This is a genomic window from Aurantimonas marina (assembly GCF_017183135.1).
GTDB lineage: Bacteria > Pseudomonadota > Alphaproteobacteria > Rhizobiales > Rhizobiaceae > Aurantimonas > Aurantimonas marina.
The window spans coordinates 99,803-125,416 of sequence record NZ_JADDXW010000002.1 but is presented as its reverse complement, the minus strand read 5'-3'; the positions used below and the strand labels follow the sequence as shown (position 1 = coordinate 125,416).

26 protein-coding genes are annotated in these 25,614 nt (G+C 64.1%); 10 read left to right on the top strand and 16 right to left on the bottom strand.

All coding sequences use genetic code 11. From position 1 onward, the window contains the following. Positions 1 to 8: 8 nt before the first annotated feature. From ING15_RS03325 to ING15_RS03300, 6 genes are all read right to left on the bottom strand, one after another. Positions 9 to 884 carry a F0F1 ATP synthase subunit gamma gene (locus ING15_RS03325; RefSeq protein WP_206453361.1) on the bottom strand — a complete coding sequence of 292 codons (876 nt, stop codon included), beginning with the start codon at positions 882 to 884 and terminating at the stop codon, positions 9 to 11. A gap of 70 nt (positions 885 to 954) precedes the next feature. After that, complete coding sequence (gene atpA, locus ING15_RS03320; protein ID WP_206453360.1) at positions 955 to 2,484, bottom strand: F0F1 ATP synthase subunit alpha; 1,530 nt, start codon at positions 2,482 to 2,484, stop codon at positions 955 to 957. After that, positions 2,484 to 3,044: a F0F1 ATP synthase subunit delta gene (locus ING15_RS03315; protein ID WP_206453359.1), complete on the bottom strand. Its 561-nt coding sequence runs from the start codon at positions 3,042 to 3,044 to the stop codon at positions 2,484 to 2,486. Before ING15_RS03315 ends, atpA begins: the two co-directional genes overlap by 1 nt. Before the next feature lie 253 nt (positions 3,045 to 3,297). Continuing rightward, positions 3,298 to 3,693, bottom strand: coding sequence for an AGROH133_08824 family phage infection protein (locus ING15_RS03310; protein WP_206453358.1), 396 nt, complete (start codon positions 3,691 to 3,693; stop codon positions 3,298 to 3,300). A gap of 212 nt (positions 3,694 to 3,905) precedes the next feature. Further along, positions 3,906 to 4,463, bottom strand: coding sequence for a hypothetical protein (locus tag ING15_RS03305; RefSeq protein ID WP_206453357.1), 558 nt, complete (start codon positions 4,461 to 4,463; stop codon positions 3,906 to 3,908). A gap of 48 nt (positions 4,464 to 4,511) precedes the next feature. Further along, entirely contained in the window at positions 4,512 to 6,704 is a 2,193-nt protein-coding gene (locus ING15_RS03300; protein WP_206453356.1) for a primosomal protein N', read from the bottom strand. Between the two features lie 363 nt (positions 6,705 to 7,067). Between ING15_RS03300 and ING15_RS03295 the strand changes: the two genes are divergently transcribed. The 7 genes from ING15_RS03295 to fsa all read left to right on the top strand — a co-directional run bounded on the left by ING15_RS03295 (position 7,068) and on the right by fsa (position 12,864). After that, positions 7,068 to 7,328, top strand: coding sequence for a helix-turn-helix domain-containing protein (locus ING15_RS03295; RefSeq protein WP_206453355.1), 261 nt, complete (start codon positions 7,068 to 7,070; stop codon positions 7,326 to 7,328). Positions 7,329 to 7,411: 83 nt separating this feature from the next. Further along, on the top strand, positions 7,412 to 9,118 hold the full coding sequence (locus ING15_RS03290) for a SulP family inorganic anion transporter (RefSeq protein ID WP_206453354.1): 1,707 nt from the start codon (positions 7,412 to 7,414) through the stop codon (positions 9,116 to 9,118). A 228-nt stretch (positions 9,119 to 9,346) separates the two neighbouring features. Continuing rightward, on the top strand, positions 9,347 to 9,604 hold the full coding sequence (locus ING15_RS03285; protein ID WP_206453353.1) for a type II toxin-antitoxin system RelB/DinJ family antitoxin: 258 nt from the start codon (positions 9,347 to 9,349) through the stop codon (positions 9,602 to 9,604). Position 9,605: 1 nt separating this feature from the next. Further along, on the top strand, positions 9,606 to 9,878 hold the full coding sequence (locus ING15_RS03280) for a type II toxin-antitoxin system YafQ family toxin (protein WP_206453352.1): 273 nt from the start codon (positions 9,606 to 9,608) through the stop codon (positions 9,876 to 9,878). A 125-nt stretch (positions 9,879 to 10,003) separates the two neighbouring features. Continuing rightward, the gene (locus ING15_RS03275; protein WP_206453351.1) at positions 10,004 to 11,050 is read left to right on the top strand and encodes a DUF262 domain-containing protein; all 1,047 of its coding nucleotides are present in this window, start codon (positions 10,004 to 10,006) and stop codon (positions 11,048 to 11,050) included. A gap of 127 nt (positions 11,051 to 11,177) precedes the next feature. Continuing rightward, complete coding sequence (locus ING15_RS03270; protein WP_206453350.1) at positions 11,178 to 12,005, top strand: nucleotidyltransferase family protein; 828 nt, start codon at positions 11,178 to 11,180, stop codon at positions 12,003 to 12,005. 205 nt (positions 12,006 to 12,210) lie between these two features. Next, positions 12,211 to 12,864, top strand: a complete 654-nt coding sequence (gene fsa, locus ING15_RS03265) for a fructose-6-phosphate aldolase (protein ID WP_206453349.1) — start codon at positions 12,211 to 12,213, stop codon at positions 12,862 to 12,864. 86 nt (positions 12,865 to 12,950) lie between these two features. Here fsa and dps read toward each other — a convergent pair whose 3' ends face one another. Further along, on the bottom strand, positions 12,951 to 13,451 hold the full coding sequence (dps, locus tag ING15_RS03260; RefSeq protein WP_206453348.1) for a DNA starvation/stationary phase protection protein Dps: 501 nt from the start codon (positions 13,449 to 13,451) through the stop codon (positions 12,951 to 12,953). Between the two features lie 259 nt (positions 13,452 to 13,710). Between dps and ING15_RS03255 the strand changes: the two genes are divergently transcribed. After that, the gene (locus ING15_RS03255) at positions 13,711 to 14,385 is read left to right on the top strand and encodes an SDR family oxidoreductase (protein WP_206453347.1); all 675 of its coding nucleotides are present in this window, start codon (positions 13,711 to 13,713) and stop codon (positions 14,383 to 14,385) included. A gap of 10 nt (positions 14,386 to 14,395) precedes the next feature. On the opposite strand, the gene ING15_RS03250 is transcribed toward ING15_RS03255, so the two are convergent. The 3 genes from ING15_RS03250 to ING15_RS03240 form a co-directional block, all read right to left on the bottom strand. After that, positions 14,396 to 14,854, bottom strand: coding sequence for a DUF302 domain-containing protein (locus ING15_RS03250; RefSeq protein ID WP_206453346.1), 459 nt, complete (start codon positions 14,852 to 14,854; stop codon positions 14,396 to 14,398). A gap of 77 nt (positions 14,855 to 14,931) precedes the next feature. After that, positions 14,932 to 15,552 (bottom strand): peptide-methionine (S)-S-oxide reductase MsrA, encoded by a 621-nt coding sequence (gene msrA, locus ING15_RS03245; protein ID WP_206453345.1) that lies wholly within the window; start codon positions 15,550 to 15,552, stop codon positions 14,932 to 14,934. A 107-nt stretch (positions 15,553 to 15,659) separates the two neighbouring features. Then, a complete protein-coding gene (locus ING15_RS03240) occupies positions 15,660 to 16,088 on the bottom strand; it encodes a GlcG/HbpS family heme-binding protein (RefSeq protein ID WP_206453344.1) in 429 nt (142 codons plus the stop codon). A gap of 239 nt (positions 16,089 to 16,327) precedes the next feature. Between ING15_RS03240 and ING15_RS03235 the strand changes: the two genes are divergently transcribed. Next, positions 16,328 to 17,020, top strand: a complete 693-nt coding sequence (locus ING15_RS03235) for a DUF7282 domain-containing protein (protein WP_206453343.1) — start codon at positions 16,328 to 16,330, stop codon at positions 17,018 to 17,020. A gap of 97 nt (positions 17,021 to 17,117) precedes the next feature. Next, the gene (locus ING15_RS19690; RefSeq protein WP_269812725.1) at positions 17,118 to 17,249 is read left to right on the top strand and encodes a hypothetical protein; all 132 of its coding nucleotides are present in this window, start codon (positions 17,118 to 17,120) and stop codon (positions 17,247 to 17,249) included. 5 nt (positions 17,250 to 17,254) lie between these two features. Here the strand turns inward: ING15_RS19690 and ING15_RS03230 are convergent, their stop codons facing one another. The 6 genes from ING15_RS03230 to uvrB form a co-directional block, all read right to left on the bottom strand. Beyond that, positions 17,255 to 17,857 carry a hypothetical protein gene (locus ING15_RS03230; protein ID WP_206453342.1) on the bottom strand — a complete coding sequence of 201 codons (603 nt, stop codon included), beginning with the start codon at positions 17,855 to 17,857 and terminating at the stop codon, positions 17,255 to 17,257. Positions 17,858 to 18,649: 792 nt separating this feature from the next. Continuing rightward, positions 18,650 to 20,116, bottom strand: a complete 1,467-nt coding sequence (locus tag ING15_RS03225; RefSeq protein ID WP_206453341.1) for a DUF5677 domain-containing protein — start codon at positions 20,114 to 20,116, stop codon at positions 18,650 to 18,652. A gap of 403 nt (positions 20,117 to 20,519) precedes the next feature. Next, complete coding sequence (locus ING15_RS03220) at positions 20,520 to 20,777, bottom strand: ParE family toxin-like protein (RefSeq protein WP_206453340.1); 258 nt, start codon at positions 20,775 to 20,777, stop codon at positions 20,520 to 20,522. After that, positions 20,774 to 20,974, bottom strand: coding sequence for a hypothetical protein (locus tag ING15_RS03215; protein ID WP_206453339.1), 201 nt, complete (start codon positions 20,972 to 20,974; stop codon positions 20,774 to 20,776). Before ING15_RS03215 ends, ING15_RS03220 begins: the two co-directional genes overlap by 4 nt. Positions 20,975 to 21,467: 493 nt before the next feature. Further along, positions 21,468 to 21,755 (bottom strand): GIY-YIG nuclease family protein, encoded by a 288-nt coding sequence (locus ING15_RS03210; RefSeq protein ID WP_206453338.1) that lies wholly within the window; start codon positions 21,753 to 21,755, stop codon positions 21,468 to 21,470. A gap of 290 nt (positions 21,756 to 22,045) precedes the next feature. Then, positions 22,046 to 25,549, bottom strand: a complete 3,504-nt coding sequence (gene uvrB / locus ING15_RS03205; RefSeq protein ID WP_206453337.1) for an excinuclease ABC subunit UvrB — start codon at positions 25,547 to 25,549, stop codon at positions 22,046 to 22,048. Positions 25,550 to 25,614: the final 65 nt, after the last annotated feature.

Sequence of the window (25,614 nt, the reverse complement as noted above, 5' to 3'; positions counted from 1 at the left end):
CAGATACTCTAAAGCGCCTCGGCGCCCGAAATGATTTCGACCAGTTCCGTCGTGATCTGTGCCTGCCGCTGCCGGTTGTAGGAAATCGACAGGCGGTCGATCATGTCACCGGCGTTGCGGGTCGCGTTGTCCATCGCCGACATACGCGCGCCTTGCTCCGAAGCGGCATTTTCCAGCAGAGCATGCAGAACTTGCACCTTGATGTTGCGCGGGATGAGGTCCTCGAGGATCGCGCCTGGCTCCGGCTCGTACTCGTAGACGGTCGCTTCGCCGGCAAGATCCGCATCCTCTTCGGACAGTGCGACCGGAATCACCCGCTGCCGGGTCGGGGTCTGGGTGATGACGTTCTCGAACTCCGAATAGAAGATCGAGCAAACGTCGAATTCGCCCTTCTCGAACAGATCGATGATCGTCTGGCCGATCGCCTCGGCGTGTTCGAAGCCGACCTGCTTGGCCTCACGCAGATCGGTCCGCTCGACGACCTTCTGCGACAGGTCGCGGCGCATCAGATCCCAGCCCTTCTTGCCGACAACCACGAACTTCACCGTCTTGCCTTCGCCCTCCAGCTTGCGCTGGTGAATCCGGGCGAGCTTGACGATCGAAGCGTTGAAGCCGCCGCAAAGACCGCGATCGGCTGTGAAGACGACCAGAAGATGGACGTCGTCCTTACCGGTCCCGACCATCAGCGGTGGGCCGTCGCCTTCCATGGCGCCGGAAATGTTGGCGAGCACCGCGGCCATACGATCGGCATAGGGGCGCGCGGCTTGCGCGGCCTCTTCGGCACGGCGAAGCTTCGCCGCGGCGACCATTTGCATGGCCTTGGTGATCTTCTGCGTAGATTTGACCGACGCGATGCGGTTCCGCAGATCCTTCAGAGATGCCATGGCTTGGCGCTGTCTCCCGCTGGCTCGGCCACGCCCGGTGAGGGGCGCGGCTCATGCGCGTTGTCGTGACTCAGGCGAAGCTCTTGGCGAATGAATCGATCGCCGACTTCAAGTTTTCGCGGATTTCGTCCGAAAGCGCCTTTTCCTGCGCGATCCGGTCGAGCAGATCCTTGTGATCGCTCCGCAGCGCGTTGAGCAGACCCTGCTCGAAATCGCTGACCTGATCGACCCGCAGCTTGTCGAGATAGCCTTGCGTGCCGGCGAAGATCACCGCCACCTGCTCCTCGGTCTTCAGCGGCGAGAACTGCGGCTGCTTCAACAGCTCCGTCAGACGGGCACCGCGATTGAGCAGGCGCTGCGTCGCGGCGTCGAGATCGGAACCGAACTGGGCGAAAGCCGCCATCTCGCGATACTGCGCAAGCTCGCCCTTGATCGAGCCGGCGACCTGCTTCATCGCCTTGATCTGGGCGGCGGAGCCGACGCGGCTGACCGAGAGGCCGACGTTCACGGCGGGACGGATACCCTGGAAGAACAGGGTGGTCTCGAGGAAGATCTGGCCGTCAGTGATCGAGATCACGTTGGTCGGAATATAGGCCGAGACGTCACCGGCCTGGGTCTCGATGACTGGCAGTGCCGTCAGCGAACCGGCGCCGTGGGCTTCGCTCAGCTTGGCGGCGCGCTCGAGCAGCCGCGAATGCAGATAGAAGACGTCGCCCGGATAGGCTTCGCGGCCGGGCGGACGGCGCAGCAGCAGCGACATCTGGCGGTAGGAGACGGCCTGCTTTGAGAGATCGTCATAGGCGATCACGGCATGCATGCCATTATCGCGGAAATATTCGCCCATGGCGCAGCCGGTGAACGGCGCGATGTACTGCATCGGCGCCGGGTCCGACGCCGTGGCGGCGACGACGATGGAATATTCCATGGCGCCACGCTCTTCGAGCGTGCGAACGAACTGCGCGACGGTGGAACGCTTCTGCCCGACAGCGACGTAGATGCAGTAGAGCTTGTCGTTCTCGCGGTTCTCGTCGTGCGCCGGCTTCTGGTTGAGGAAGGTGTCGAGCAGGATCGCAGTCTTGCCGGTCTGGCGGTCGCCGATGACCAGCTCGCGCTGGCCGCGGCCGATCGGGATCAGCGCGTCGATAGCTTTCAGGCCGGTCGACATCGGCTCATGCACCGACTTGCGCGGGATGATGCCCGGCGCCTTGACGTCGACGCGGCGCTGCTCGGCGCCCTCGATCGGGCCCTTGCCGTCGATCGGGTTGCCGAGACCGTCGACGACGCGTCCCAAAAGGCCCTTGCCCGTCGGCACTTCGACGATGTTGCCGGTGCGCTTGACGGTGTCGCCTTCCTTGATCGCCCGGTCGGAGCCGAAGATCACGACGCCGACATTGTCTTCTTCCAGATTCAGGGCCATGCCCCGGACGCCGCCGGGGAATTCGACCATTTCGCCGGCCTGGCAATTGTCGAGCCCGTAGACGCGCGCGATGCCGTCCCCGACCGAAAGAACCTGGCCGACTTCCGAGACTTCCGCCTCCGAACCGAAGTTCTTGATCTGCTTCTTGAGGATTGCGGAAATTTCCGCGGCGCGGATGTCCATCAGCCGACCTCTTTCAGTGCAAGCTTAAGCGAATTGAGTTTGGTGCGAAGCGAGGTGTCGATCTGGCGCGATCCGATCTTGACGATCAGCCCGCCGAGGATCGTGGAATCGACAGTCTCGGTCATGGTTACGGTCTTGCCGGCAAAGGCGCCAAGGGCCTCGGCAAGTTCCTTGCGCTGGGCCGCCGACAGCTTGTGGGCGCTGGTCACGTCCGCCGCGACTTCGCCGCGGTGATCGGCGGCGTACTGGCGAAAGCCGCGAATGATTCCGGGCAGCACGAACAGGCGGCGATTTGCCGCGACGACGCGCAGGAAGTTGCCGGTCAGCTCGCTCGGTTTCACCTCGGCGACGATGGCGTCGATCGCCTTCACCTGATCATCGGAGGAGAAGACCGGGCTTTCGACCAGCCGGCGAAAATCCGCGTTGCTGTCGATCAGTTCCTGGAACGCCGCGAGCTCGGATTCGACCGTTTCGATCGCGCCGTCATCGCGAGCGAGATCGAAGAGCGATTGGGCGTAGCGGTCTGCGACCCCCGAAACGGGAGAGGATGATTGTGCCACGGACGACCGTTTCTCTTTCGCGTTTCGTTCAAGGCGTGCGTTGCGTCTCTGGAGCGAGAACGCCCCAAATCCTTGAAGCCGTTAGATGATTGACGGAGGGCTAGCGACCGGGCCACCAGAGCCTCTCCGAAGACTGGGGACCCTCTAGCATAGGGTATTCCCTGCGACAACACGCTTGGGCAACGGCTTTTGTCGTTCGATGACCCGAATCGAGTCCATTCGCCTTTAGCGCCGCAGGCCTGTTTCCACGCGGCTAATTCGTCACTAGGCCGAACACCGGAGCGAGCGCCGCCGTGGCGAGGGCAAGGGCCAGGAAGAACATCAGCCAGTTGTACGCGGTCGACCCATGGTCGGAGAGAATCGACACCAACCGGCCGAAGCTGGTGAACAGCCAGCCCGCGCCGAGCGTCATCTGGACGAAGGGCTGATTGTAAAGCAGCAAAGTGACAACGCCGACGCCGAGCCAGAACCCCGCAATGGTCGCGCGCGCTTCGGCGACCGCCTCTGGATGGCGCTCGCCGGTTTGCAGCCGCAACGCGCGCAAGGTGATTCGCGGCGCGAATAGGGCGACGAGACCGAACAGCGCCGTCAGGGCCGCCACGGCGAAGGGCAGCATATCGGCATTGGTCTGCGGCAGCGCGAAGTCCATCGGGATGTCCAAAAGATGTTATGAGTGGCGAGCGGCGACCAAGGGGCGCCAGGCGAGCAAATCGTTTGCGGACCTTATAGACATCGGGTCGGCGGCGGGAAAGCCGAGCGGAAAAATGGCACCGGCCGATGTCGGGCAATCCCCGGCCGGTGCCGCCCGATCGCCTGACGGTGGCAGCAGCGGTGTGCGCCCTGGGCGTCACGCGTTTTCGATCAATCCGCGCATTGGCCGGCGATCGACACCGATTCCTTCTTGTCGCCCCAAAACAGCGTCATCGAACCGGAATAGCGGGTGACGCCATTTTCCTGATGGGACTCGTCCAGCACGACATTGACGTTGATGCGTGGTTCGCCGGCCGAGCGCCAGACCGTCACCACCTGGCCATCCTTGTTGGGCGCGGTCTTGCCCTTTTCCAGTTCGCGCACCAGGCCATTGGCCAGCACGTAGCCGCGTTCGGGTCCGGCCGTCGTGCCGGTGCCGCTCTGGGTCATGGTCAGGAAGACGAAGGCCTGGCTCCCTTCCACGGCGGTGTCGGCGCGATCTGGATCGACGAAGGCGCATCGATTCGCCATCGGAGCCCAGTGCAGAACGCCGATGGAAAGGGCCGTCGGCGGCTCGTTGGCGGCGGTCGGCGGCGTCTGTCCGGGTGTGGCTGAGGCGAAGGGCGAGACCAGCGGGAATCCGGCCGCATTCGACTTGTCCTGGGCCGGCACCGGGCCGCTCGCCAGAACACCGAGGACCAACCCCATCACCACGGGCTTCCAGCGCATTGCGATCGACTTCCTCCTCTAACACCTTTTCCCCTCGCTGAGCATGTCTCACAGAAAGCTTTGCGGGTCCACGTCGATCTGCACCTGAACCGAGCCACGCGGGCGTGGTGCCGCCGCGACCATGGCGCGCAGAAACGCCTGGATCGGCGACCGGCGTGTCCCGTGAACCAAGAGCCGGAACCGGTGCCGGCCCCGCAGCACGGCGAGCGGCGCCTCGGCGGGGCCCAGCACCTCAATGTCGACGTCCTCGGCTGCGGCCCGCCGCCACGCGCGGGCATGCTCCTCCGCCTCCTTGCGGCTGTTCGCCGAGACGATGACACTGGCCAGCCGCCCGAATGGCGGCAGTTGGGTGCGCTCGCGCTCGGCGATCTCGCGCTCGTAGAAGCGGCTGGCGTCGCCCGACGCGATCGCCTGCATCACCGGGTGCTCCGGCTGGAAGGTCTGGATCAGCCCGCGGCTCGAACGCCCACCGCTGCGGCCCGCCCGCCCGGTCACCTGATGCAAGAGCTGAAAGGTCCGCTCGGCGGCGCGCGGGTCGCCATTGGCGAGCCCCAGATCGGCGTCGACCGCCCCGACCAGAGTCATCATCGGGAAATGGTGCCCCTTGGCGACCAGCTGCGTGCCGATGACGATGTCGGCCTCGCCCTCGGCGATGGCGTCGAGCTCACGCCTGAGCCGTCTCGCGCCGCCGGGAAGGTCGGAGGATAACAGAATCGTCCGCGCCTCGGGAAAATCCGTCAGCATCTCCTCGGCGATTCGTTCCACGCCGGGTCCGCAGGCGACGAGGTGATCGAGCATGCCGCATTCCGGACAGGCCTCGGGTCGCGGCATCGAAAAGCCGCAATGGTGGCACTGCAGCTGGCCGCGCAGCCGGTGGTCGACCAGCCAGGTCGAGCAGTCCGGGCACTGGAAGCGGTGGCCGCAGACCCGACAGAGCGTGAGTGGCGCGTAACCCCGCCGGTTAAGGAACAACAGCGCCTGTTCGCCCCGCGCGATCGTCTCGGCGATCGCCCGTCCGAGCACCGGCGACACAAACCGCCCGCGCGGCGGCGGAGCAGCGCGCATGTCGATCAACGACAGGTCCGGCATCGCCGCCTCGGCGAAGCGGCCGGCGAGCCGCACATGGCCGTAGCGCCCGGCCGCCGCGTTGACCCGCGTTTCCACCGACGGCGTCGCCGAGGCGAGGATCACCGGGAATTTCCCGATCGAGCCGCGCACCACCGCCATGTCGCGGGCATGATAGAAAGTGCGCTCCTCCTGCTTGTAGGCCGGGTCGTGCTCCTCGTCGACGACGATCAGGCCGAGATTCTGGAACGGCAGGAACAGCGCCGAGCGCGCCCCGGCCACCACCTTCACCCTTCCTTCCGCCACCTGCCGCCAGATCTTTTCGCGCTGGCGCGGCGCGACGTCGGAGTGCCATTCGGCCGGCGGCGCGCCGAAGCGGGCGTGGAACCGGTCGATGAAGCTCTGGGTCAGCGCGATCTCGGGCAACAGGATCAGCACCTGCCGGCCCGCGTCGAGGGCGCGCGCCACCGCCTCGAAATAGACCTCCGTCTTGCCCGAGCCGGTGACGCCCTCAAGCAGCGTCGTGGAAAAACCGCCCTTCGCCACGCTCGCGGCGAGGCTGTCCGCCCCTTCGCGCTGGTCGGGGTTGAGTTCGGCCCGGCCATAGCCCGTGTCTGGCGCGGCCACCGCCGGCGGCGGCGGCAGGCGGACGCCGCGAAAACTGCCCTGTCTGATCAGCCCGTCGACCACCGAGGGCGTCACGCCCACCGCATGGGCCAGGCCCGAGCGCGACCAGGCCGGCGCCTCCTGCGCGGCCGCAAGCACCCGCTCGCGCGCGCTCGTCATGCGGTCGGGGAGGGCGCCCGTCGCCTCGATCCCCTCGATCCAGGGCTCCGGGTCGAACGCCGCCGGCGCCCTCAGCGCCATGCGCACCACCAGCCCCGGCGGCGACAGCGTGTAATCGGCGACCCAGTCGACGAAGCGCCGCATCGTGGCGTCGAGCGGCGGGCAGTCGAAGACGCGGGTGATCGGCCGGAGCTTCTTGGCGTCGACCCGGTCGGTGGCCCCGTCCCAGACGACGCCCGCCACCTGCCGGGGGCCGAGCGGCACCTGCACGATCGACCCCGGCGCGACCTCCATCCCGTCCGGCACGGCATAGGAATAGGGCCGCTCCGCCGGCAGTGGCACGAGGACCGGCACGGTACGTGTCTCGAAGAGCTGGCCGGTCTGAGACAAGAGGGGCTCCGGGCGGAGGGCAGGGGAGGGATCTGGCGGCTTGCGACGAGCGAAACCGAATCGCACTCGGAACGGCAAGTCTACGAAGTCGGACGGATGGCGGAAAGCGATGCTGCGCTCTGGCGGCAGCCGCGGACCAGATTGCTCAGGTCCGCGGCCTTGGGGCAGCGATGATGCGCAGGTTCTCCGCCGCATGCCATCAGCGGTATTTCGCGCTCCGTTTACCGCAAATCGAGTGCGCTTCTGTCGTGGGCGCCGGGGAGGCCGTCGATTAGCATATGAAGCGGCAGTAACGATACTTGATATATCAGTGTGCCTTGTGTAGATATCGATTTACCTATCCGAGCCTCGGCAGAATGATTCATGATCACGGCCTCACAACTACGCGCCGCCCGGGCGCTTCTGGGCATCGATCAGAAGACATTGGCCGAACGCGCCGGCGTATCGGTGCCCACCATCCAGCGGATGGAGGCCAGCCAGGGCAATGTTCGCGGTGTCGTCGAGAGTCTGACGAAGGTCGTCGAGGCGCTCGACCGCGCCGGAATCGAGTTGATCGGCGAAAACGCACAGAGTGTTTCGTCGGGCCGGGGGGTTCGGCTGAAGGTGCCGAAACCGCGAAGCTGACACGAGCAATAAACGCGACGGCGACCGACGACTGATGCCGACGATCCCGCCGCCTTTTCCCAAGGCCGCCGGACATCATGGACATGAAACCCTCAATTCGGACCGCGACATCCAACCCGAGCTTTGTCGCGCTCTTCACGCCCAAACTCATCACCGTCCTGCGCGAGGGATACGGCCTTTCGCAGTTCCGATCCGACGCCATCGCCGGCCTGACGGTGGCGATCGTCGCGCTGCCATTATCGATGGCGATCGCCATCGCCTCGGGTGCGACGCCGGCGCAGGGGCTCTATACGGCGATCATCGGCGGCTTTCTGGTCTCGGCCCTCGGCGGCAGCCGCTTTCAGGTCGGCGGTCCCGCCGGGGCGTTCATCGTGCTGGTGGCGACGACCGTCCAACTGCATGGTATGGACGGGCTGCTCCTGGCCACGATCCTGTCCGGCGTGATGCTGATGGCGGTGGGCTTGCTGCGGTTCGGCACCTACATCAAGTTCATTCCGTATCCTGTCACTGTCGGCTTCACGGCCGGCATTGCCGTGATCATCTTCGCCAGCCAGATCAAGGAGCTTCTCGGTCTCACACTGGGCGACGAGCCCGGGCCGCTGCTGGAGAAACTGCCCGTCATCTGGGCCGGTCTGCCGAGCGTCAACGCCGCGGCGATCGCGCTGTCCGCCGCAACCATCGTCGTCATCACCGGCCTGAAACGCGCCCGCCCGCATTGGCCGGGGATGCTGATCGCGGTGAGCGCCGCCGCTGCCGCAACCGCTTTCTCGCATCTTCCGGTGTCGACGATCGGCACCGCCTTCGGAGGCATTCCCAGCACCCTACCACTGCCGTCATTGCCGGCATTCACGCTCGCCAAAATCCAGGCCGTGCTGCCGAGCGCCGTGGCGTTCACGCTCCTCGGCTCCATCGAGTCCTTGCTGTCGGCGGTCGTGGCGGACGGGATGACGGGTCGCCGTCATCGATCGAACTGCGAATTGGTCGCGCAAGGCGTGGCCAACGTCGCCTCGGGCATCTTCGGCGGCATTTGCGTCACCGGCACGATCGCCCGCACCGCCACCAATGTGCGCGCCGGCGCGCACGGACCTGTCGCGGGCATGCTGCATGCCGTCTTTCTTCTCCTCTTCGTTCTGGTTGCAGCGCCGCTCGCGAGCTACATTCCTCTGGCCAGCCTCGCCGGCGTTCTGGCTGTCGTGGCCTGGAACATGATCGAAAAACATGCCTTCGCGACGCTGCTGCGGGCCTCGCGCGGCGATGCCGCGGTTCTCCTGGCGACCTTCCTTTTGACGATCTTCCGCGATTTGACGGAAGCGATCGTCGTCGGCTTCGCGCTCGGTTCGGTCCTGTTCATTCACCGCATGTCGAAAACGACGGTGATCGCGACGCACGGAGCGTTTGTCGCCGAGGACCGGGCCGATGATGCCAATGACGGCCGCTCGCCTTACGACGAGACGGCGGCGATGGACCCCGACGTGGTCGTCTACCGGATCTCGGGGGCGTTCTTCTTCGGCGCGGCGGCATCGATCGGCTCGGTGCTGGACCGCATCGCCGACACGCATCGCGCCTTGATCATCGATTTCAAGGCGGTTCCCTTTCTCGATTCCACCGCCGCCAACACACTGGAGGGGCTGGCCCGCAAGGCCGCCCGGCGGGGTGTGAAAGTCGTGCTGACCGGCACCTCGCATGAAATTCGCAAGGAGCTCTTCCTGCACGGAATCAAGCCGCCGCTGGCGAGTTACGAGCCATCCATCGACAAAGCCGTGACGACGGTTCGCCGGGTCATCGGGTAATCCGGTTGGCCCGGAAGCGGGACGAGGACCGGCACGACACGCGTTTCGAAGAGCTGGCCGGTTTGGGACAAAAGAGGCTCCGGGCGAGGGCGGATCGGCGGCCGGCGAAGCGAATCGCCGAGGTTTGAGTGAGTTTACGGGAATCGGATGGGCGGCGCGAAAGCAGCGGCGCTTGCGATAGCGGTGAAGCGTAGCTACATTGTGGTCGTTCGCGGGGAGAATTGTCAGATGGCGACCGATAGTGTTGTTCGTGCCCGAATTGATGCAGCGACGAAGGCCGAGGCAACGGAAGCCTTGGCCGCGATGGGCCTGTCCGTCTCCGACGCGATCCGCCTGCTTTTGGTGCGCGTGGCCGCCGACAAGGAGTTTCCCTTCCAGGTGAAGGTGCCCAACGCGACCACGCGCAAGGCCATGACCGAGCTGGAACAGGGCGAGGGCAAGCGTTTCGCCTCCGCCGACGATCTGTTCGAGGACCTTGGCCTCTAAGGTGCTGACTCCGGTCCGCTCTAGCCAGTTTCGCCGTGACGTGAAGCGGGTCGACAAACGCGGCAAGGACCTTTTCAAGCTGCGTGATCTGTTGGGACTTTTGCTCGCCGGCAAGGATTTGCCCACGCGCTATCAGGATCATCCGCTGAAGGGCGAATGGAAAAGCTATCGAGACGCCCATCTCGAGGCCGACTGGCTGCTGATATACCGTGTTGTCGGCGACGAACTCCAACTGGCCCGCACGGGCACGCACGCCGATCTCTTCAATGAATGAGAGATGCGAACGCGGGCCTCTCGGCGGGTAGTAGGACGAGGACCGGCACGGCTTGAAGACCTCAGCAGCCTTGCTTGCCTCCTAAGCTGCCCGTGTTCTAACCATAGGTATTAAGGAGCATTAGAATGCAACGCCGAGCCGAATTTCGTCCCTTCAGTTGGCTTCACGACTTATGGAAGCGCGATCAGCTCGACTTGTCGCCTCCCTACCAGCGTAGGAGCGTGTGGCCAGAACGATTCCGTAGCGACTTCATAACAACGGTCCTTCTTAATTATCCATGCCCAGCCGTATTTCTTTACGAAGAGATCAAGCCAGACGGATCTTTTTTGTATAAAGTTGTTGATGGAAAGCAGCGCCTTACAACTTTGTTTGATTTCGTAAGTGACAAAATCATGGTCAGCGAAGAGCATCCCGGAATGGCTCTGCGTGGGCAATCATTTAGTGCTCTCGACGACAATGTTAAGCTAAATGTCTGGCGTTACGCCTTTTCTGTCGAATTCATCGAGCAGGAAAATGAGGCGGTTATCAATGATATATTTAACCGAATCAACAAGAACGTGGCGAAACTCACTCAGCAAGAGCTGCGTCATGCAATTTTTTCTGGTATTTTCATTAGTGAAACAGAAAGATTGGCAGGGGAAATTGAGGAAATACTTCCATCGCGATTCCCCAACATCGCACCGCAATCTATGCGACAGATGAAGGATGTCGAAAACGTCGCGGTGATGCTCCTGTTTATTGAGAACGGTGAGCGATCCTTATCGCAGGCCGACCTCGACAAAGCCTTTGGTGAACGGGAGGAGGAGTGGGCTGGTCAGGCTGCAACAGTTGCCGCTTTCCAAGCGGCAATCCGCTTCATCGCGCAGATCGTGGATGGGCCGGGCGCGAACGCGATTCTCACAAGCCGCCTGCGTAATCAAGCCGATTTTTATTCACTCTTTGCTGCGGTAGTTGAGCTGCAGCGGGAGGGGAATTGTCCGAGTCCGGCGGACGCTGCGGCGAATCTCACTGCTTGGTTAAACAATTTGCGCGGAGTGGAGCGCGGTGAAGCGGGGGCCGATCAGATCACCGACGAAAGCCGCTATCTGGACGCTGCCCGCGCTGCATCTAATGATTCTGGACCGCGCCGCACTCGTATCAATATCATTAAGGCGATTCTAACGGGGCTCTGAAGTGAAGACGCTTGAACAGGCCTTCGCTGAGCGACAGAGTACGCTCCATGCAGTGGAAACCGGCGCAAGGGTTATTCTCGAGGACTATTGTAAGCGACGTGGCTTCCTACTCGTAGGACGAGCCAAGATGATGGAATCGCTCCGTGATAAATTGGAAACCGGGCGGTATGCCGACCTCGATAGTATCGACGATGCCATCGCCTTCGCTGTGGTGATCGATACGCTCGGTCAAGAAGAGGATGTTCGTAGGTTCCTAAGAAAAGCCTTTGACGTTCTCTCGGTTAAGTCCGGGACAACGCTACAGGATGAACGCATCTTCGACTTCGACAGTACCCGGGTATATTGCCGACTCGAGGATAAGCTCGGGCTCGGAACCGGTATCGATCGGATCACCGTCGAAGTTCAGATCCGCACAATTTTGCAGCATGCGTGGTCGAAAATCACCCACCCACAGGTCTATAAGGCAGGCGTATATGACGCGCGGGCCGGTCGACTTGCCGCAGAGCTGATTGCTCAAATTGAATCAATTGATCGCAACCTATCACGATTTCGCACGAACTCACGCTCGGTAAAAGTCGTTAAACGCCGCGAGATGACCGCGAGTAGCAGCGTGACTGCCATGATCGATCAGCTGGTAAAAGACGGCGTTATTCCTGCTGAAATGCGTCCGAGTAACGGCAGGCGCCTGGGCGAGAACATCTACAGCGCAATTCGTCGCGACCTACGATCTCAATATGCAACGCCCGTGGACACGATCCGGCAGTTCATGGAAGCGCAAAAGGGCAAGTTTCCGCGCTCCGTTTCGCTGTTCCAGTTAGCTGTTGTGGCTCTCCACGACGCCAAAGCGCTTGACCGCGGGAGCGCTAAAAAGCCCCGCCGCTATTATGTCACTGACGAATTGATCTCTCTGTTTCCAAGCGCGGCCACCATCCCCAACCGCATCACGATCGAATGAGCGTCGGAAGATTGGTCCATCGTAACTTCGGCTTGGTACTTTCGAAAAGAGTCGAACAGCGTTGAAATAGCCCGTCCGTGCGATCTGCTCGAATATCGGCTGGACCATATTTTGCATTTCCGTCCGGAACATCTCCCATATAGCCTCCCCCACCAAACTCCTGCTAAGACGCGGCAGATTGCGAACCGAACCCAAAGAGGGCGCCATGAAATTCTTCGTCGACACCGCCGACATCACCGAGATTAAGGAACTGCAGGCGACCGGGCTACTCGACGGGGTGACCACCAACCCCTCGCTGATCATGAAGGCGAACCGGCCGATGAAGGAAGTGGTCGCCGAAATCTGCGCCGTCGTCGACGGCCCGGTCTCGGCCGAGGTCACCGCCACCGAGACCGACGCCATGATCCGCGAGGGCAAGATCCTCGCTGAAATCGCCGACAATGTCTGCATCAAGGTGCCGCTGACGCTGGATGGCCTGAAGGCCTGCAAGGCGCTGACCGGCGAGGGTTTTCTGGTCAATGTGACGCTGTGCTTCTCGGCGGTGCAGGCGCTGCTCGCCGCCAAGGCCGGGGCGACCTTCATCTCGCCCTTCATCGGCCGGCTCGACGACATCAATCTCGACGGCATGGCGCTGATCGCCGACATCCGCCGGATCTACGACAATTACGGCTTCGACACCGAGATCCTGGCGGCTTCGGTGCGCACCATGAACCATGTGCGCGAGGCGGCGCTGATCGGCGCGGACGTTGCCACCGTGCCGCCGGCGACGCTCAAGGGCCTGGTCAAGCATCCGTTGACCGACAAGGGTCTCGAGGCCTTTCTCGCCGACTGGAAGAAGACCGGCCAGACGATCGCGTAAGAGACGCTCGACACCCTATGGCGCAACGAAAAAGGCGACCCTCAGGGCCGCCTTTTTTCTTGTCCGGCGTTGCGCCAGCGGGCACCTTACGCTTGGAAGTGGCTCTCCAGGAAATACAGCGACTTGTCGAGGCCGCGTCCGACTTCGGTCAACAGATCCTCGGTCAGCGCGTCGCCGGCCTCGGACGCCTCCTCGATGCCCTTCTGCACCTCGTCGCTCCAATGGGCGTAGGAGTCGGCAAGCCGCTTCAGATGGTCCTCGGACTTCACCAGATCGAGCGGGTAGGGGGCGAGCACGGAATTTTCCGTCGCTGCCTGCACCGTGCCATGCGCTTGGCCGCCCAGACCTGTCAGCCGTTCGGCGATGTCATCGACATAGGCCTCGGTCACCTCGTGCAGCTCGTCGAACAGCTTGTGCACGGCGATGAAGTTCATGCCCTTGACGTTCCAGTGGGCCTGCTTGGTCTGGTAGGTCAGATCCACCGCCGTGCCGAGATGCTTCTGCAACAGTTGCACCATCGAACCGCGGATGTTTTCCGACAGCGGGTTCTTGCTCGTGTGCAGCCTGGTCTTGTCCTTCTTGGCCATGATCGTCTCCTTCGTGAGAGGGGTTGCACGGCATCCGGGCGCGTAAGCCCACTCTGATACCGAAAAGCGGTCGCCTGCATAATCGCCCCAGCCGTCAACGGTTCCGTTCGAAACCGATTTTCTGCGACGATTCGGGTGGCATCGCGTGGCCGCGCGAGATGTCCGGGCTTTCCTGAAGGCGGCCGCGATCCACATAAGGGTCCCGGTACGGCCGCATCCGGTACTGGCGCCCGCCTGAATTACGATCAAGGAGTATTCCATGAAGACCATGCTCATCACCGGCGCCTCGACCGGCATCGGCGCGGCCGCCGCTCGCCGCGCCGTCAAGGCTGGCTACCGCGTGGCGCTCACCGCCCGCTCAAAAGACAAGCTCGACGGGCTGGTCGCCGAACTCGGCGAGGACAAGGCGATCGGGCTTGCCTGCGACGTCCAGGATTTTGCCGCTCAAGAGGCGGTGGTCGCCGCCGTTCTCGACCGTTTCGGTGCGCTCGATGCCGTCTTCGCCAATGCCGGGCTCGGCGCCAAGGGCACCGGCACCGCGGGCGGCGACGTGGAGAACTGGCGCGAGATGGTGCTGACCAACGTTCTCGGCCTGATGTTCACGGTGAAGGCGACCCACGACGCCGTCGTCGCGGCCAAAGGGCATTATCTGCTGACCGGTTCGGTGGCCGGCCGCAAGGTGTTGCCCGGCTCGGTTTATGGCGCGACCAAATGGGCCGTCACCGGCTATGGCTACAATCTGCGCGAGGAAATGCGCGAGAAGGGCGTCAAGGTGACGCTCATTGAGCCCGGCATGGTCGACACGCCGTTCTTCGACGAGCCCAAGCCGAACGCGCTGACCCCGGACGATATTGCCGGGGCCGTGCTCTATGCGCTGTCGCAGCCGGACAACGTGATGGCCGGCGAGATCTGGATCGAGCCGCTCAACCGCTGACGGCGCGGCGCTATTCGGCGATCGCCGCGTCCGACAGCTTGTCGAGCGCCTTTTCCATCGCCTCCACCGGCTCGGCATCGTCGTCGATGTCGTAACGTTCGGCCAGTTCCTCCGGCTCGAGATAGCCGACCATGGTCTGACCATCCTCGTCCCAGACCAGCATCTTCTGCGGCAGGTCGAGGGCGATCCGTCGGTTCTCCTGCATCAGCGGCGTGCCGAGCTTCGGATTGCCGAAGATCACCACCGTCGTCGCCGGCAGCTCCATGCCGGCGGATTTCGCGTTGGCCTGGTGATCGAGGGTCAGGGCCACCTTGGCGCCGGCCTTCTCGATCGCCGCCGTCAGCGCCGCGACGGTATCAGCGACGGATTTGGGCGATTGCTTGGCGATCCAGTCGTCTTCGGCCTGGGCGAGAGTGGGGGCGAGAAAGAGGGCCGCGCCGAACAGTGGCGCCAGGGTCCTGAAGGTCATGATCGTCTCCCGTGTGAAGTCTGGAGTCCAACTGCCGGCGGCGCGGCGGGTTCCCTCCAAACCGTCCCGGCCGCCCCTCAGCTCATCGAATCCTTGATGCCCTCGAAGGCCTTGTCGCCCCAGACTTTGCGGATCGTCGCGTTGCGGCCGCAGGAGAAGCGATAGTACTTATATTTCAGCGGATTCTTCTGGTAGTAATCCTGGTGGTAGCCCTCCGCCGGCCAGAAGGTCGGGGCGGTGTTGATCGGCGTCACCACCGTGCCGAGGTCCTGCTTCACCGCGGCCTTGGAAGCCTTGGCCTTTTCGATCTGCTCGGAATCCGTGGCGAAGATCGCGGTGGTATAGGAATGGCCGCGATCGCAGAACTGGCCGCCGGCGTCGGTCGGATCGACCGAGTGCCAGAACACGGTGAGCAGTTCGTCGTAGGAGACCTTGGCGGGATCGTAGGTGATCTTCACCGCCTCGACGTGGCCGGGATGGTTCTCATAGGTCGGGTTCTGGTTGGTGCCGCCGATATAGCCCGACGTGGTCTCGACGACGCCGTCGACATGGTCGAAGTCGCTCTCGACGCACCAGAAGCAGCCGCCGGCGAAGATCGCCGTCGCGGTCGTCTGAGCCGCGATCGGGCCGGGCGCCAACGTGAACGCCATCAGGGCGCCGGCGGCCAGTGCGGCCAGTGCGAAGGGGTTGCGTCCCATCGTCATCTCCTCAGTCTCGTGCCGAATGGACGGTGTCGCCCCATCAAGGCCGGCGACGCGCGCCCGATCAACACAAGCTTTGGTGAAGCGGCGAAATGGTTTCAGATTTACCCGCCATCGGCCTGGAACCCGGCGGCCTCGATCCCGGCGATGGCGGCGATCTCGTCATTGTCGGAGGTGTCGCCGGTGATGCCGACGGCCCCGAGGATCGCCCCACCCTGGCCCTTGACCAGCACGCCGCCCGGCACCGGCACCAGCGAGCCCTTGGCGAGCGCGTTCATCGCCTGGACGAAAAAGGGCTGCTCCTCGGCCCGCTTGAAGATCGCCCGCGAGCCGATGCCAAGCGCGATGGCGCCGTTGGCCTTGCCGATGGCGACGTCCGGCCGCATCCGCGAGGAGCCGTCGGAGCGCTCCAGCGCGATCAGCGCGCCGCCGGAATCGAGCACGGCGACGGTCAGCGGCTTGCAGCCGTTCGCGGCGCCGGTCTTGAGCGCTTCGGCGATGATGATGCGGGCCTTGTCGAGGGTGATGGTCATTGTCGTCCTTGCCGTCTGAGATTTGCGGGATGTGGCGTGGCATCGCCTTTACCCGATCCGCCCGGCGGGACAAAGCCGTCGCCGGGCCCTTTCCAGCCGCCGGCCGAGCTTCCCTCACATCCACTTGATTGACGGCTTTCGATGCAACCTCCCGCCGAACCGCCCGTTGTTCGGCCAATCGCGAATGCTTCGTAAACCGGAGCGGCTTCGCGATCCCATCCACAAATGGAGGACACCCCATGAACAAGCTTCTGATGACGACCGCCGCGACGCTTCTGGCGCTCGGCTCGAGCGCATTCGCCGAGAACATGATCGACACCACCGGCGTCAAGGTCGAAGGCAAGACCGCGACCTTCGCCAAGGTGTCGTCGGACAATGGCGGCTATCTTGTTCTGCACGAGGTGAAGGACGGCGCGCCGGTGGTTCCGGGCTCGATCGGCCATGTGGCGATCCCGGCCGGCGAGAGCACCGACGTCGCGGTGGAGGCCGATATGGATCTGGCCGCGGACGGCCAGTACATGGTCATGCTGCATGACGAGACCAACGGCAACGACACCTATGATTTCGGCGAGGGCGCGACCGACGTGGACACACCGACCATGGCCGATGGCAAGCCCGTCGTGATGCCGTTCACCGCCACCATGGCGTCGATGAACGAGGAAAGCAGCGAGCGCGATCCCGACGGCTCGCTCGAGAAGATCGGCCCGGTCGACGGTGCCGGCACGACCACCGATGCGAGCGGCAATGCCAACGCCGCCGGAACGGTGGAAGAGAGCAGCGAGCGCGATCCCGACGGCTCGCTCGAAAAGATCGGCCCGGTCGACGGTGCCGGCACGACCACCGATGCGAGCGGCAACACCAGCCCCGCCGGGACGACGGAAGACAGCTCCGAGCGCGATCCCGACGGGTCGGGCGAGCAGACGACAAAATAAGGCTGCAATCGCGGCGCAATGAAAGGCCGTTCCGCCTCGCGGGGCGGCCTTTTGCATGGCTGCTCCCGCTGCCCTGGCCGAGCTCCCGGAGACCGTCATGCACCGCCTCGTCCCCGCCATCCTTCTCCTCGCGCTCGCCCTGGGTGCCTGCGCCGCGACGCCCGACGGCGTGAAGAGCGCCAGCTGGAGCCGCCAGGCCGAGATGATGGACGGCGCCGTGCCGCGCTGAAAGCCCTAGTCCAGCGTGACGATGCGCGGCTGGGCCGGACGCGGCGATGGCGCAAGCCCGATCCCGTCCGGCTCGGGCCGCGCGGTTCGCGAGGCGACGGTCTCAGGTTCTGGCGCCACCGGCTCGGCCAGTTCCTGTTGCGCGGCGCGCAGCATCGCTTCCTCCTGATGGGCCAGCGGACCGTCGCGGAACGCCGCGGGATCGCACAGCCGCGCCAGGGCGAAATGCAGCGAAATCCGCAGCACTTGCGGCAGCGCGGCGAAACAGGGCGGAAACCCGCCGGACGCCTTCTCGTCCGCCCGCGTCCCGTGGCGACAGGTGAAGGCGCGCCGGCATTCCGGCCGCCGGCAACGCGGGGTGATGCGCTGGGCGATGCCGGCGAGGATGCGGGCGTCGCTGTGTCCGGGCGCCTGTGACGCCGTGCCCGCCGCGATCGCCTGCCAGACGCTCCGCAGATTCTGGCGGCGCGGTCCCTGCCGCCAGCCGGCCCGCAGCAGCGCGCGGCGGACGATCTCCATGTGTTCGCGGGCCATTGCCTGGCTGGCGGCGATCTCCTCCGGCGTCGGCGGTTCGTCGGCCGGTGGGGCGGGGGCGGGGCGCTTCGGCATGGCTTTCCTCCAGACGTGCGACAACACTCCCGCGCCGCGTTTTTCGCGGCCGGGTGATGAAGGTCTTTGTCCCCTCCTTAAGCTTCGCCTTGCGGCTCGCTGAGGGGCCCCTGAGCCCCGCCAGTGGCTTTCCACTTAAGGGCGGGGCAAAACTCTCTGTCCCGTCCTTAAGCTTCGCCTTGCGGCTCGCTGAGGGGCCAGCGATTCTTTGTCCCGTCCTTAAGTTTCGCGGCTTCGCCGCTCACTGACGGGCCCCTGTTGCCGTCTCGTCTCGAACGAGACGAGCGGCGGGACGCCGGAGGCGAACCCTCCGACTGTTTTACGTCATACGGTCCGCCTCCGGCATCCCGCGCGGCGTTTGACCAACCCTTCGACACGGGCGCCCTTGCCTTGAGTGGGCTCCCATGCGCTGCCGGCTCTTCGGCCCTTGCGGGGCCTCAAGCGGACCGATCCGCAGACCCCTCATTAGTGGGGGACGGTCCGGCGGAGCAAAGGGTCGTCCGGGCCGGGCACTTCTCCGGAAGAAGTCCCGTCGCGGACACCGCCCGCTGGCCCCCGAACGATCCCGGTGATCATTCGTGCCCATCCGTGGGCCGGCGGTGATCAGAGTATGCGGGAGGCGGACAGGGTGGGGAGAATTTTTTTGGGGGGAGGGGTGCTACGATGTCCGCGTCGGAGACCGACCATGCAGACAAAGCAGTTGCAGATCACCGCTTCGAAACTCTGCTGGCCGATACCAGATTCGCCCTTTTAGAACCCGGAGCGAGTCTCCGGCAGTAAGCGGTGGGCGGATTATGCGGGCCGGTCAAGGCGAGCCCGGATACCGGGATAGAGAGTGTTCAACGTGTCGACCATCCGATTGACGAGACCGCCCATGTCATTCGTCGCTGAACGCATGTCCATGTACGGAGTATGCGGTACACGGTGAAATCGGTGGAGCGGGTTCAGGCAAGTATCGAAAACAACATGCCTTACAGCCAGCCAATTTCCATGTGAAAATGCACTCAAAACATCGTAGTGCTTATCGTATACATCTTTAACGCTCGAAGCAACCGCGATATCTCGAAGGGTTTTAGAACTCCAAGAACCTAAATCTATGTCTATAAATTCCTGCCAATAATCCTCGTTGGCAAAGAATTCTAACTTCTCAACATCGATAAAATCTGGTGTTTTATCCTCGTCAACGTTCTTTAGGAACGCGAGTTTTGCTTTCCCGATGCCATAATTTCGGAATTGCAGCCAAATCGTTTCGTTGTCTTCCTTTGAAAGATACGATAAGTTAATAAAACACTCTACAATAGTCCGAAGGGCAATTCGAGACGCAGAGAGTCGATGTATTGAGCTTGAGTTTATTTCAACGTATAGCGATGTCGCAAAAAGAACTAGGCCAAATGATGCCTCTAGGCGAGGATCTATACCCGTAGTTTTTATACACGAATGGTAATGATCCGATATCGATCCGTATAGAGAAATCGCACTCTTCACCGCTTTCGTATCTACGTCATGGTCCAATTTCCCCCTATCGCTCAAGATACAAGGAGTGCGTCGGAGGAAAAACACCCATGACGGTTCGGCATCGAAATCCCCGTCGACTGGATCTCCGCTGCCAGTTCTGTCGCCGAACATTATCTCCAGGGCACGGATTGAGGGTCGCGCGGCTGTCTGGTCATCAAAGTCTGGGTATTCGGTGATGCGTCTTACAGACTGCTCGCTGGGCAGGCGCAACTTGTCCGCTGCCAAGAAGGATACGACCTTGGCCCAGCGCACGTCGGTTGCTTCTTGGGAGTGGTGATCGAAGCATGTCCATACGGCTTGACCTAGCGCATTGAAATCATCGGCCTCCTCAGGATCTGTTTGCAAGAATCGACGCCAGTGCTCAAGATCAGGTAGGGTCTCGACAAGGAGTAGCGGACGAAGAGTATCTTTCAGGCTGACGTGAGTGAGGGGTTCCATGAGCCAACGAAATATATCGTAATCTAGAGAGGCGAGTCGCTGGTGTGTAACAAATACTTCGACCTTCCCATGGACCGAAAGCCGATGGAGGCGATCTGCAATTTGGTGACATAAGCAGACAAAAGAGCGCTGATTCAGTTTAGTTCGAATTAGGCATAGCCAAAGGCAGTTTAATAGGCGCTTATCTTTCCAGCTCGAATAGCTAAGCCCAGTCACCCCGCGAAGTTTGTTGAAAGGTGATTCGATCTTTTTCCCTTTGCGTTTTAGGTCGCGCAAAGGTGTGTGCTTCATTTTCGATTTCCCCATGTCCCAGCTCTTAAAATTTCGTGAATGCAACAATCGTAATGTGTAGAATGGGAGTCTGCCATCGAAAAGTATCGAACGCAGGGGCTCGTTTCCACTGAGGAACGGTGCATATTCTCTGGCAGAGCGGCGGCAACGGCTTGGCATGGATCCCCGGCCTGCGGCCTAGAATGACGCGGCGGAGGGGACGGCGCGCTGCCAGGCGGGGGGCGTGATCTACCGCCCCGGTTGGCGCTCGATTCACCCCCACCCCTCGCTTTGCCCGGACCTCCCCACAAGGGGGGAGGTAGGGGCCGAGCCCGTCAGGTCCGGCTTCGGCTTCTTCTGCGGCGGGGTTTCCCCTTGTCCCGGTCGCGCGCCGGCGCTCCACGCCTCTTGCCCAGCTGCTTTTCCGTGCGGCCGACGGTCAGCCCCGGAGCAAACGGTCGTACTCCGCGTGGCTGCCGATCCAGAACCAGATGCAGGCGTCACCCTCGACGACCGCCAAGGCGCGGTAGCGCAAGCCGACCCGCGCCGACCAGAACCGGCCGGCGGGCTTGAAACGCAGTGACGGATGCCGCGCGTCCCGCTTGAGGAGCGCGAAGTTGCGGTCCGCCAAGGCGCGCACCGGCTGCGGCAGGCCGTCATAGGCACTCCAGAAGGCCGGCGTCGCGTGATGGATCAAAGGCGGCGGGTCCGGCCGGCGCGGAAATCCTCCAGCGCGGCGTCGGCGAGGGCATCGAGCCGGCCGGCCTCGGCGTCCGCCGCGAGCGCCGCGTCGAAGCGCTCGGCGGCGTAGGCGTCGAACCAGTCGCGAAACCGGGCCAACTCGTCGGAGGACAGACCGGCGACGTCCTGTTCGATCTGTTCAAGTCGGGTCATGATCGCTCCCATGCCAGTTTGGTCTGAGAATAGGCGCGGTGGGACGGTTTTTCTACCACGGGCGTTGGTGGTTGGTGAGCGGACTTCTCCGCCTCGTCATCCTCGCGCTTGCGCGGGGATCCATGCCTCTGCGGGCGTCGGGTCCGCTTCGGTGGCGGAGGGGCTGTGTGCGTTTCCGGAGGCGGTTTGGCGGCGGTACCGGCTTGGCATGGATCCCCGGCCTGCGGCCGAGGATGACGAAGCGGCGGGATGGTGCGGCGTTCCGACGTTGGGCAGCGACCTGCGGCCGGGGATGACGACGCGGAGGGAGGGCGCGCTGCCGGGCGGAGACGTGGCCCGCGGGTATGGAGTCCGATCCGGTGACGGAGGGGCTGTGCGCGTTTCCGGAGGCGGTTTGGCGGGGGCACTGGCTTGGCATGGATCCCCGGCCTGCGGCCGAGGATGACGAAGCGGAGGGGATGGCGCGGCGTTCTGGACCGGTGCCGGTGCGATGCTACCACCACAGGCCGGGATAGAGTTCTGACCAGTCCGGGTTCATCGTCTCGATCAGCGCGACCTTTTTCGCGCGGGGCCATTTCTTCAGCGCCTTTTCCCGGGCGATGGCGTCGCGGATGTCGAAATGTTCCTCGTACCAGACCAGCCGCTTGCAGCCGTAGCGGCTGGTGAAGCCCTTAACCGCCTCGCTCTTGTGTTCATGGACGCGGCGGGAAAGATCGGACGTCACGCCGATGTAGAGCGTGCCGCTTTTCTGGCTCGCCATGATGTAGACGTGTCCGGCCATGGTGAAACGGTGCGGTGCGGCGGGGTGGGCGTCAAGGGCCGCCGTTGGCTCCGAAGAGACGCGTCGGTGCAGGAAAGGGTGTCGGCCTTCGACGCTTCGTCATCCTCGCGCTTGCGCGGGGATCCATGCCTCTGCGGGCGTCGGGTCCGCTTCGGTGGCGGAGGGGCTGTGTGCGTTTCCGGAGGCGGTTTGGCGGGGGCACCGGCTTGGCATGGATCCCCGGCCTGCGGCCGAGGATGACGAAGCGGAGGGGATGGCGCGCTGTTCTGGGACGTAGGAGTGTCCGCCGCCTACCGCCCCGGCCGGCCGGTCTTGCCGGGCCGGCGCTTGCGGCGTTTTTCCTCCGTCGGGTCCTCGTAGCTGCCGCGACCGATGCGCTCGCGCCGGATCGGGGCGGGGGAGTCGTCGGAGGTACCCCCGCCCCTCGCTTCGCTCGGACCTCCCCACAAGGGGGAGGTGGGGGCCGAGCCCGTCACGTCCGGCTTCGGCTTCTTCGGCGGCGGGGTTTTCTCTTGTCCCGGTCGCGCCTCCGGCGCTCCACGCCTCTTGCCCAGCGGCTTTTCGGTGCGGCCGACGGTCATTTCGTCGAGGCTGTTCTTGCGGAAGTAGCCTTCGCCACGGCGCTCCGGGCGGTCGGGCACGGCCGCGTCGGTACCGGGGCCCATGTCGTCCAGCGAGGGTTTCTGGAAGTAGGACGGTTGGCTCTCGCTCACGCCAGCGGCTTCGCCGCGGCTCCGCGGGGGCGTGCCATCAGGCACGACGCCCGGTCGGGCTTGCCTCGCTTCGCTCGGTTCGGTGCTCTTTTCCGAGGCGTCCCGAGCCAGCGGCGCCGGGCGTCGCGCCGAGGGGATTTCTCGCCCGGACCCGCTGATCGCGCTCGGCTGGCCTCGCGCGGCGTCCGGGTTGCCCCGGGGTTTGAGCGGTTCGCCGCGCGGGCCGAAGCGTTCGCCGCCGGCGGGCGCGCGGTCGCGCTTGGTCTTGCGGCCGTATTTGGAGCGGCCGGTGACCGGCGAGATGGACTCCTCCTCGAAGGCGGCGGCGGCGGCGAGGGTGTCGTCGGCGTCGACCCGATCCGAGGCGCCGCGTTTGCCGCCCCTCATCCCCCTGCCGGGACCTTCTCCCCCATGGGGAGAAGAAGCAGCGTCCGCGTCGGCGCCTTCGCCCGGCAGGCCGCCACGGCCCAGATCGGGTCCGAATTCCAGCTCCTTGGCCTGCAGGCGCTTGATCTCGTCGCGAAGCCGCGCGGCGGTTTCGAAGTCGAGATCGGCGGCGGCGTCGCGCATCTGCTTTTCCAGATGCTGGAGATGGCTCTTGAGGTTGTTGCCGACGAGGGCGCCTTCCTTGGCGCCCGGGCCGACATCGACGCGGACATGGTCCTTTTCGTAGTAGGAATCGAGAATGTCGGCGATATGCGCCTTCACCGATTCCGGCGTGATGCCGTTTTCGGTGTTGTAGGCCTCCTGCTTTTCGCGGCGGCGATTGGTCTCGGCGATCGCCCGCTCCATCGAGCCGGTGGTGCGGTCGGCATAGAGGATGACCTTGCCGTCGATATTGCGGGCGGCGCGGCCGATGGTCTGGATCAGCGAGGTCTCCGAGCGGAGAAACCCCTCCTTGTCGGCGTCGAGAATGGCGACCAGCCCGCATTCGGGAATGTCGAGGCCCTCGCGCAGCAGATTGATGCCGACCAGCACGTCGAAGGCGCCGAGGCGCAGATCGCGGATGATCTCGATGCGCTCCAGCGTGTCGATGTCGGAATGCATGTAGCGCACGCGAATGCCCTGCTCGTGCAGATATTCGGTGAGGTCCTCGGCCATGCGCTTGGTCAGGACGGTGCACAGCACCCGGTAGCCTTTGGCGACGACCTCGCGGATTTCGCCGATGAGGTCGTCGACCTGGGAGCGGGCCGGGCGGATCTCCACCGGCGGGTCGATCAGGCCGGTGGGGCGGATCACCTGCTCGGCGAAGACGCCGCCGGCCTCCTCCATTTCCCAGGAACCGGGGGTGGCCGAGACCGCGACGGTCTGCGGCCGCATGGCGTTCCATTCTTCAAATCTGAGAGGTCTGTTGTCCATGCAGGAGGGTAGCCGAAAACCGTATTCGGCCAGCGTCGCCTTGCGGCGGAAATCGCCGCGATACATGGCGCCGATCTGCGGCACGGTGACGTGGGATTCGTCGATGAAGACCAGCGCGTTGTCGGGCAGATATTCGAACAGGGTCGGCGGCGGGTGACCGGGCTGGCGGCCGGTGAGATAGCGCGAATAGTTCTCGATCCCCGGGCAGGAACCGGTGGCCTCGATCATCTCGATGTCGAAGCGGGTACGCTGTTCCAGCCGCTGGGCCTCGAGCAGGCGGCCGGCCTTTTCCAGCTCGACCAGGCGGTGGCGCAGCTCTTCCTTGATCGACTTCACCGCCTGGTTGAGGGTCGGGCGCGGCGTGACATAGTGGGAGTTGGCGTAGATCTTGACGGACTTGAGGTCGTCGGTCTTCTGGCCGGTGAGCGGGTCGAACTCCTGGATCGTCTCGATCTCGTCGCCGAACAGCGAAATGCGCCAGGCGCGGTCTTCCAGATGGGCGGGGAATATCTCGATCGTGTCGCCCCTGACCCGGAAGCTCCCGCGTTGAAAGTCCATGTCGCGGCGCTTGTATTGCTGGGCGACGAGGTCGGCGAGGAGCTGGCGCTGGTCGAGGCGGTCGCCGATGGCCATCTGGAAGGTCATCGCCGTATAGGTCTCGACCGAGCCGATACCGTAGATGCAGGACACCGAGGCGACGATGATGACGTCGTCGCGTTCCAGGAGGGCTCGCGTGGCGGCGTGGCGCATCCGGTCGATCTGCTCGTTGATCGACGATTCCTTCTCGATATAGGTGTCCGAGCGCGGCACATAGGCCTCGGGCTGGTAGTAGTCGTAATAGGAGACGAAATACTCCACGGCGTTGTCGGGGAAGAAGTTCTTGAACTCGCCGTAGAGCTGCGCCGCCAGGGTCTTGTTGGGGGCGAGCACCAGGGCCGGGCGCTGGGTCTTCTCGATGACGTTGGCGACGGTGAAGGTCTTGCCGGAGCCGGTGACGCCGAGCAACACCTGGGTCTGGTCGTGATCGGAAATGCCGGAGACGAGGTCGGCGATCGCCGTCGGCTGGTCGCCCTTCGGCACGTAATCCGAGGCGATGCGGAAATGGACGCCGCCCTCGGACTTGTCCGGCCGGGCCGGGCGGTGCGGCACCCAGATCTCGCCGTTCTTGAGCAGCGGGTTGCCCTCGGAGATCAGCTTGGTCAGCGCGTCGACGGTGGCGGTGACGCCGCCTTCGGGCAGCGACGCGGCGTCCTCCAGCGAGACATCGAGGCCGGCGACCGGATTGAGCCCGGCGGCGGCGCGCTGCCTGGGATCGCTTGTGGTCCCCATCGAGGTGCCGCGCGCGGTCTTGCCGGGCTTTGGCGGTTTGCTTTTCGCGTTCACGCCAGCGGGCTTGCGCCCATGGTCGGTTTTCTCGGTTCCCTGTCGCGCCTCCGGCGCTCCGCGCCGCTTGTCGGGCGCGACGTCGGCGTCCGCCTGGCGCTCGGCGTCAACGGTGGCGGCCTGCGCGATCTCGTCGGCCCAGCCGGAGAGCGGGCCGGCCGGTTCGCCCTCGAAGGAAGCCTGCGGGGCTTCCGCGAAGCCGGTCCGCCGCACGGGTTCGGCGGCGTCGGCGAAATCCTGCAGCGGTCCGCGCCGAGCCGGGGCGCCGGGATCGAAGGGCGGCTCGTCAGCGGGGTTAGCGGGCGGGCGCGGGCGGGTCGGTTTGGGTCGGGAAGCCATGGCGGAACATATAGAGACCATGACGGCGAGTTGAAAGCGGGCGACGCAAGGGATCGGCCGGCGAA

Bases quoted from the DNA above. Each gene is read 5' to 3' on its own strand.
- ING15_RS03230 (WP_206453342.1), bottom strand. From the start codon at position 17,857: ATGCCGAAGCGCCCCGCCCCCGCCCCACCGGCCGACGAACCGCCGACG.
- ING15_RS19690 (WP_269812725.1), top strand. From the start codon at position 17,118: ATGCACCGCCTCGTCCCCGCCATCCTTCTCCTCGCGCTCGCCCTGGGT.
- ING15_RS03270 (WP_206453350.1), top strand. From the start codon at position 11,178: ATGATGGAATCGCTCCGTGATAAATTGGAAACCGGGCGGTATGCCGAC.
- ING15_RS03275 (WP_206453351.1), top strand. From the start codon at position 10,004: ATGCAACGCCGAGCCGAATTTCGTCCCTTCAGTTGGCTTCACGACTTA.
- ING15_RS03250 (WP_206453346.1), bottom strand. From the start codon at position 14,854: ATGACCTTCAGGACCCTGGCGCCACTGTTCGGCGCGGCCCTCTTTCTC.
- atpA (WP_206453360.1), bottom strand. From the start codon at position 2,484: ATGGACATCCGCGCCGCGGAAATTTCCGCAATCCTCAAGAAGCAGATC.
- uvrB (WP_206453337.1), bottom strand. From the start codon at position 25,549: ATGGCTTCCCGACCCAAACCGACCCGCCCGCGCCCGCCCGCTAACCCC.
- dps (WP_206453348.1), bottom strand. From the start codon at position 13,451: ATGGCCAAGAAGGACAAGACCAGGCTGCACACGAGCAAGAACCCGCTG.
- ING15_RS03305 (WP_206453357.1), bottom strand. From the start codon at position 4,463: ATGCGCTGGAAGCCCGTGGTGATGGGGTTGGTCCTCGGTGTTCTGGCG.
- ING15_RS03235 (WP_206453343.1), top strand. From the start codon at position 16,328: ATGAACAAGCTTCTGATGACGACCGCCGCGACGCTTCTGGCGCTCGGC.
- ING15_RS03225 (WP_206453341.1), bottom strand. From the start codon at position 20,116: ATGGGGAAATCGAAAATGAAGCACACACCTTTGCGCGACCTAAAACGC.
- ING15_RS03325 (WP_206453361.1), bottom strand. From the start codon at position 884: ATGGCATCTCTGAAGGATCTGCGGAACCGCATCGCGTCGGTCAAATCT.
- ING15_RS03310 (WP_206453358.1), bottom strand. From the start codon at position 3,693: ATGGACTTCGCGCTGCCGCAGACCAATGCCGATATGCTGCCCTTCGCC.
- ING15_RS03255 (WP_206453347.1), top strand. From the start codon at position 13,711: ATGAAGACCATGCTCATCACCGGCGCCTCGACCGGCATCGGCGCGGCC.
- ING15_RS03295 (WP_206453355.1), top strand. From the start codon at position 7,068: ATGATCACGGCCTCACAACTACGCGCCGCCCGGGCGCTTCTGGGCATC.
- ING15_RS03285 (WP_206453353.1), top strand. From the start codon at position 9,347: ATGGCGACCGATAGTGTTGTTCGTGCCCGAATTGATGCAGCGACGAAG.
- ING15_RS03210 (WP_206453338.1), bottom strand. From the start codon at position 21,755: ATGGCCGGACACGTCTACATCATGGCGAGCCAGAAAAGCGGCACGCTC.
- msrA (WP_206453345.1), bottom strand. From the start codon at position 15,552: ATGGGACGCAACCCCTTCGCACTGGCCGCACTGGCCGCCGGCGCCCTG.
- fsa (WP_206453349.1), top strand. From the start codon at position 12,211: ATGAAATTCTTCGTCGACACCGCCGACATCACCGAGATTAAGGAACTG.
- ING15_RS03240 (WP_206453344.1), bottom strand. From the start codon at position 16,088: ATGACCATCACCCTCGACAAGGCCCGCATCATCATCGCCGAAGCGCTC.
- ING15_RS03290 (WP_206453354.1), top strand. From the start codon at position 7,412: ATGAAACCCTCAATTCGGACCGCGACATCCAACCCGAGCTTTGTCGCG.
- ING15_RS03215 (WP_206453339.1), bottom strand. From the start codon at position 20,974: ATGACCCGACTTGAACAGATCGAACAGGACGTCGCCGGTCTGTCCTCC.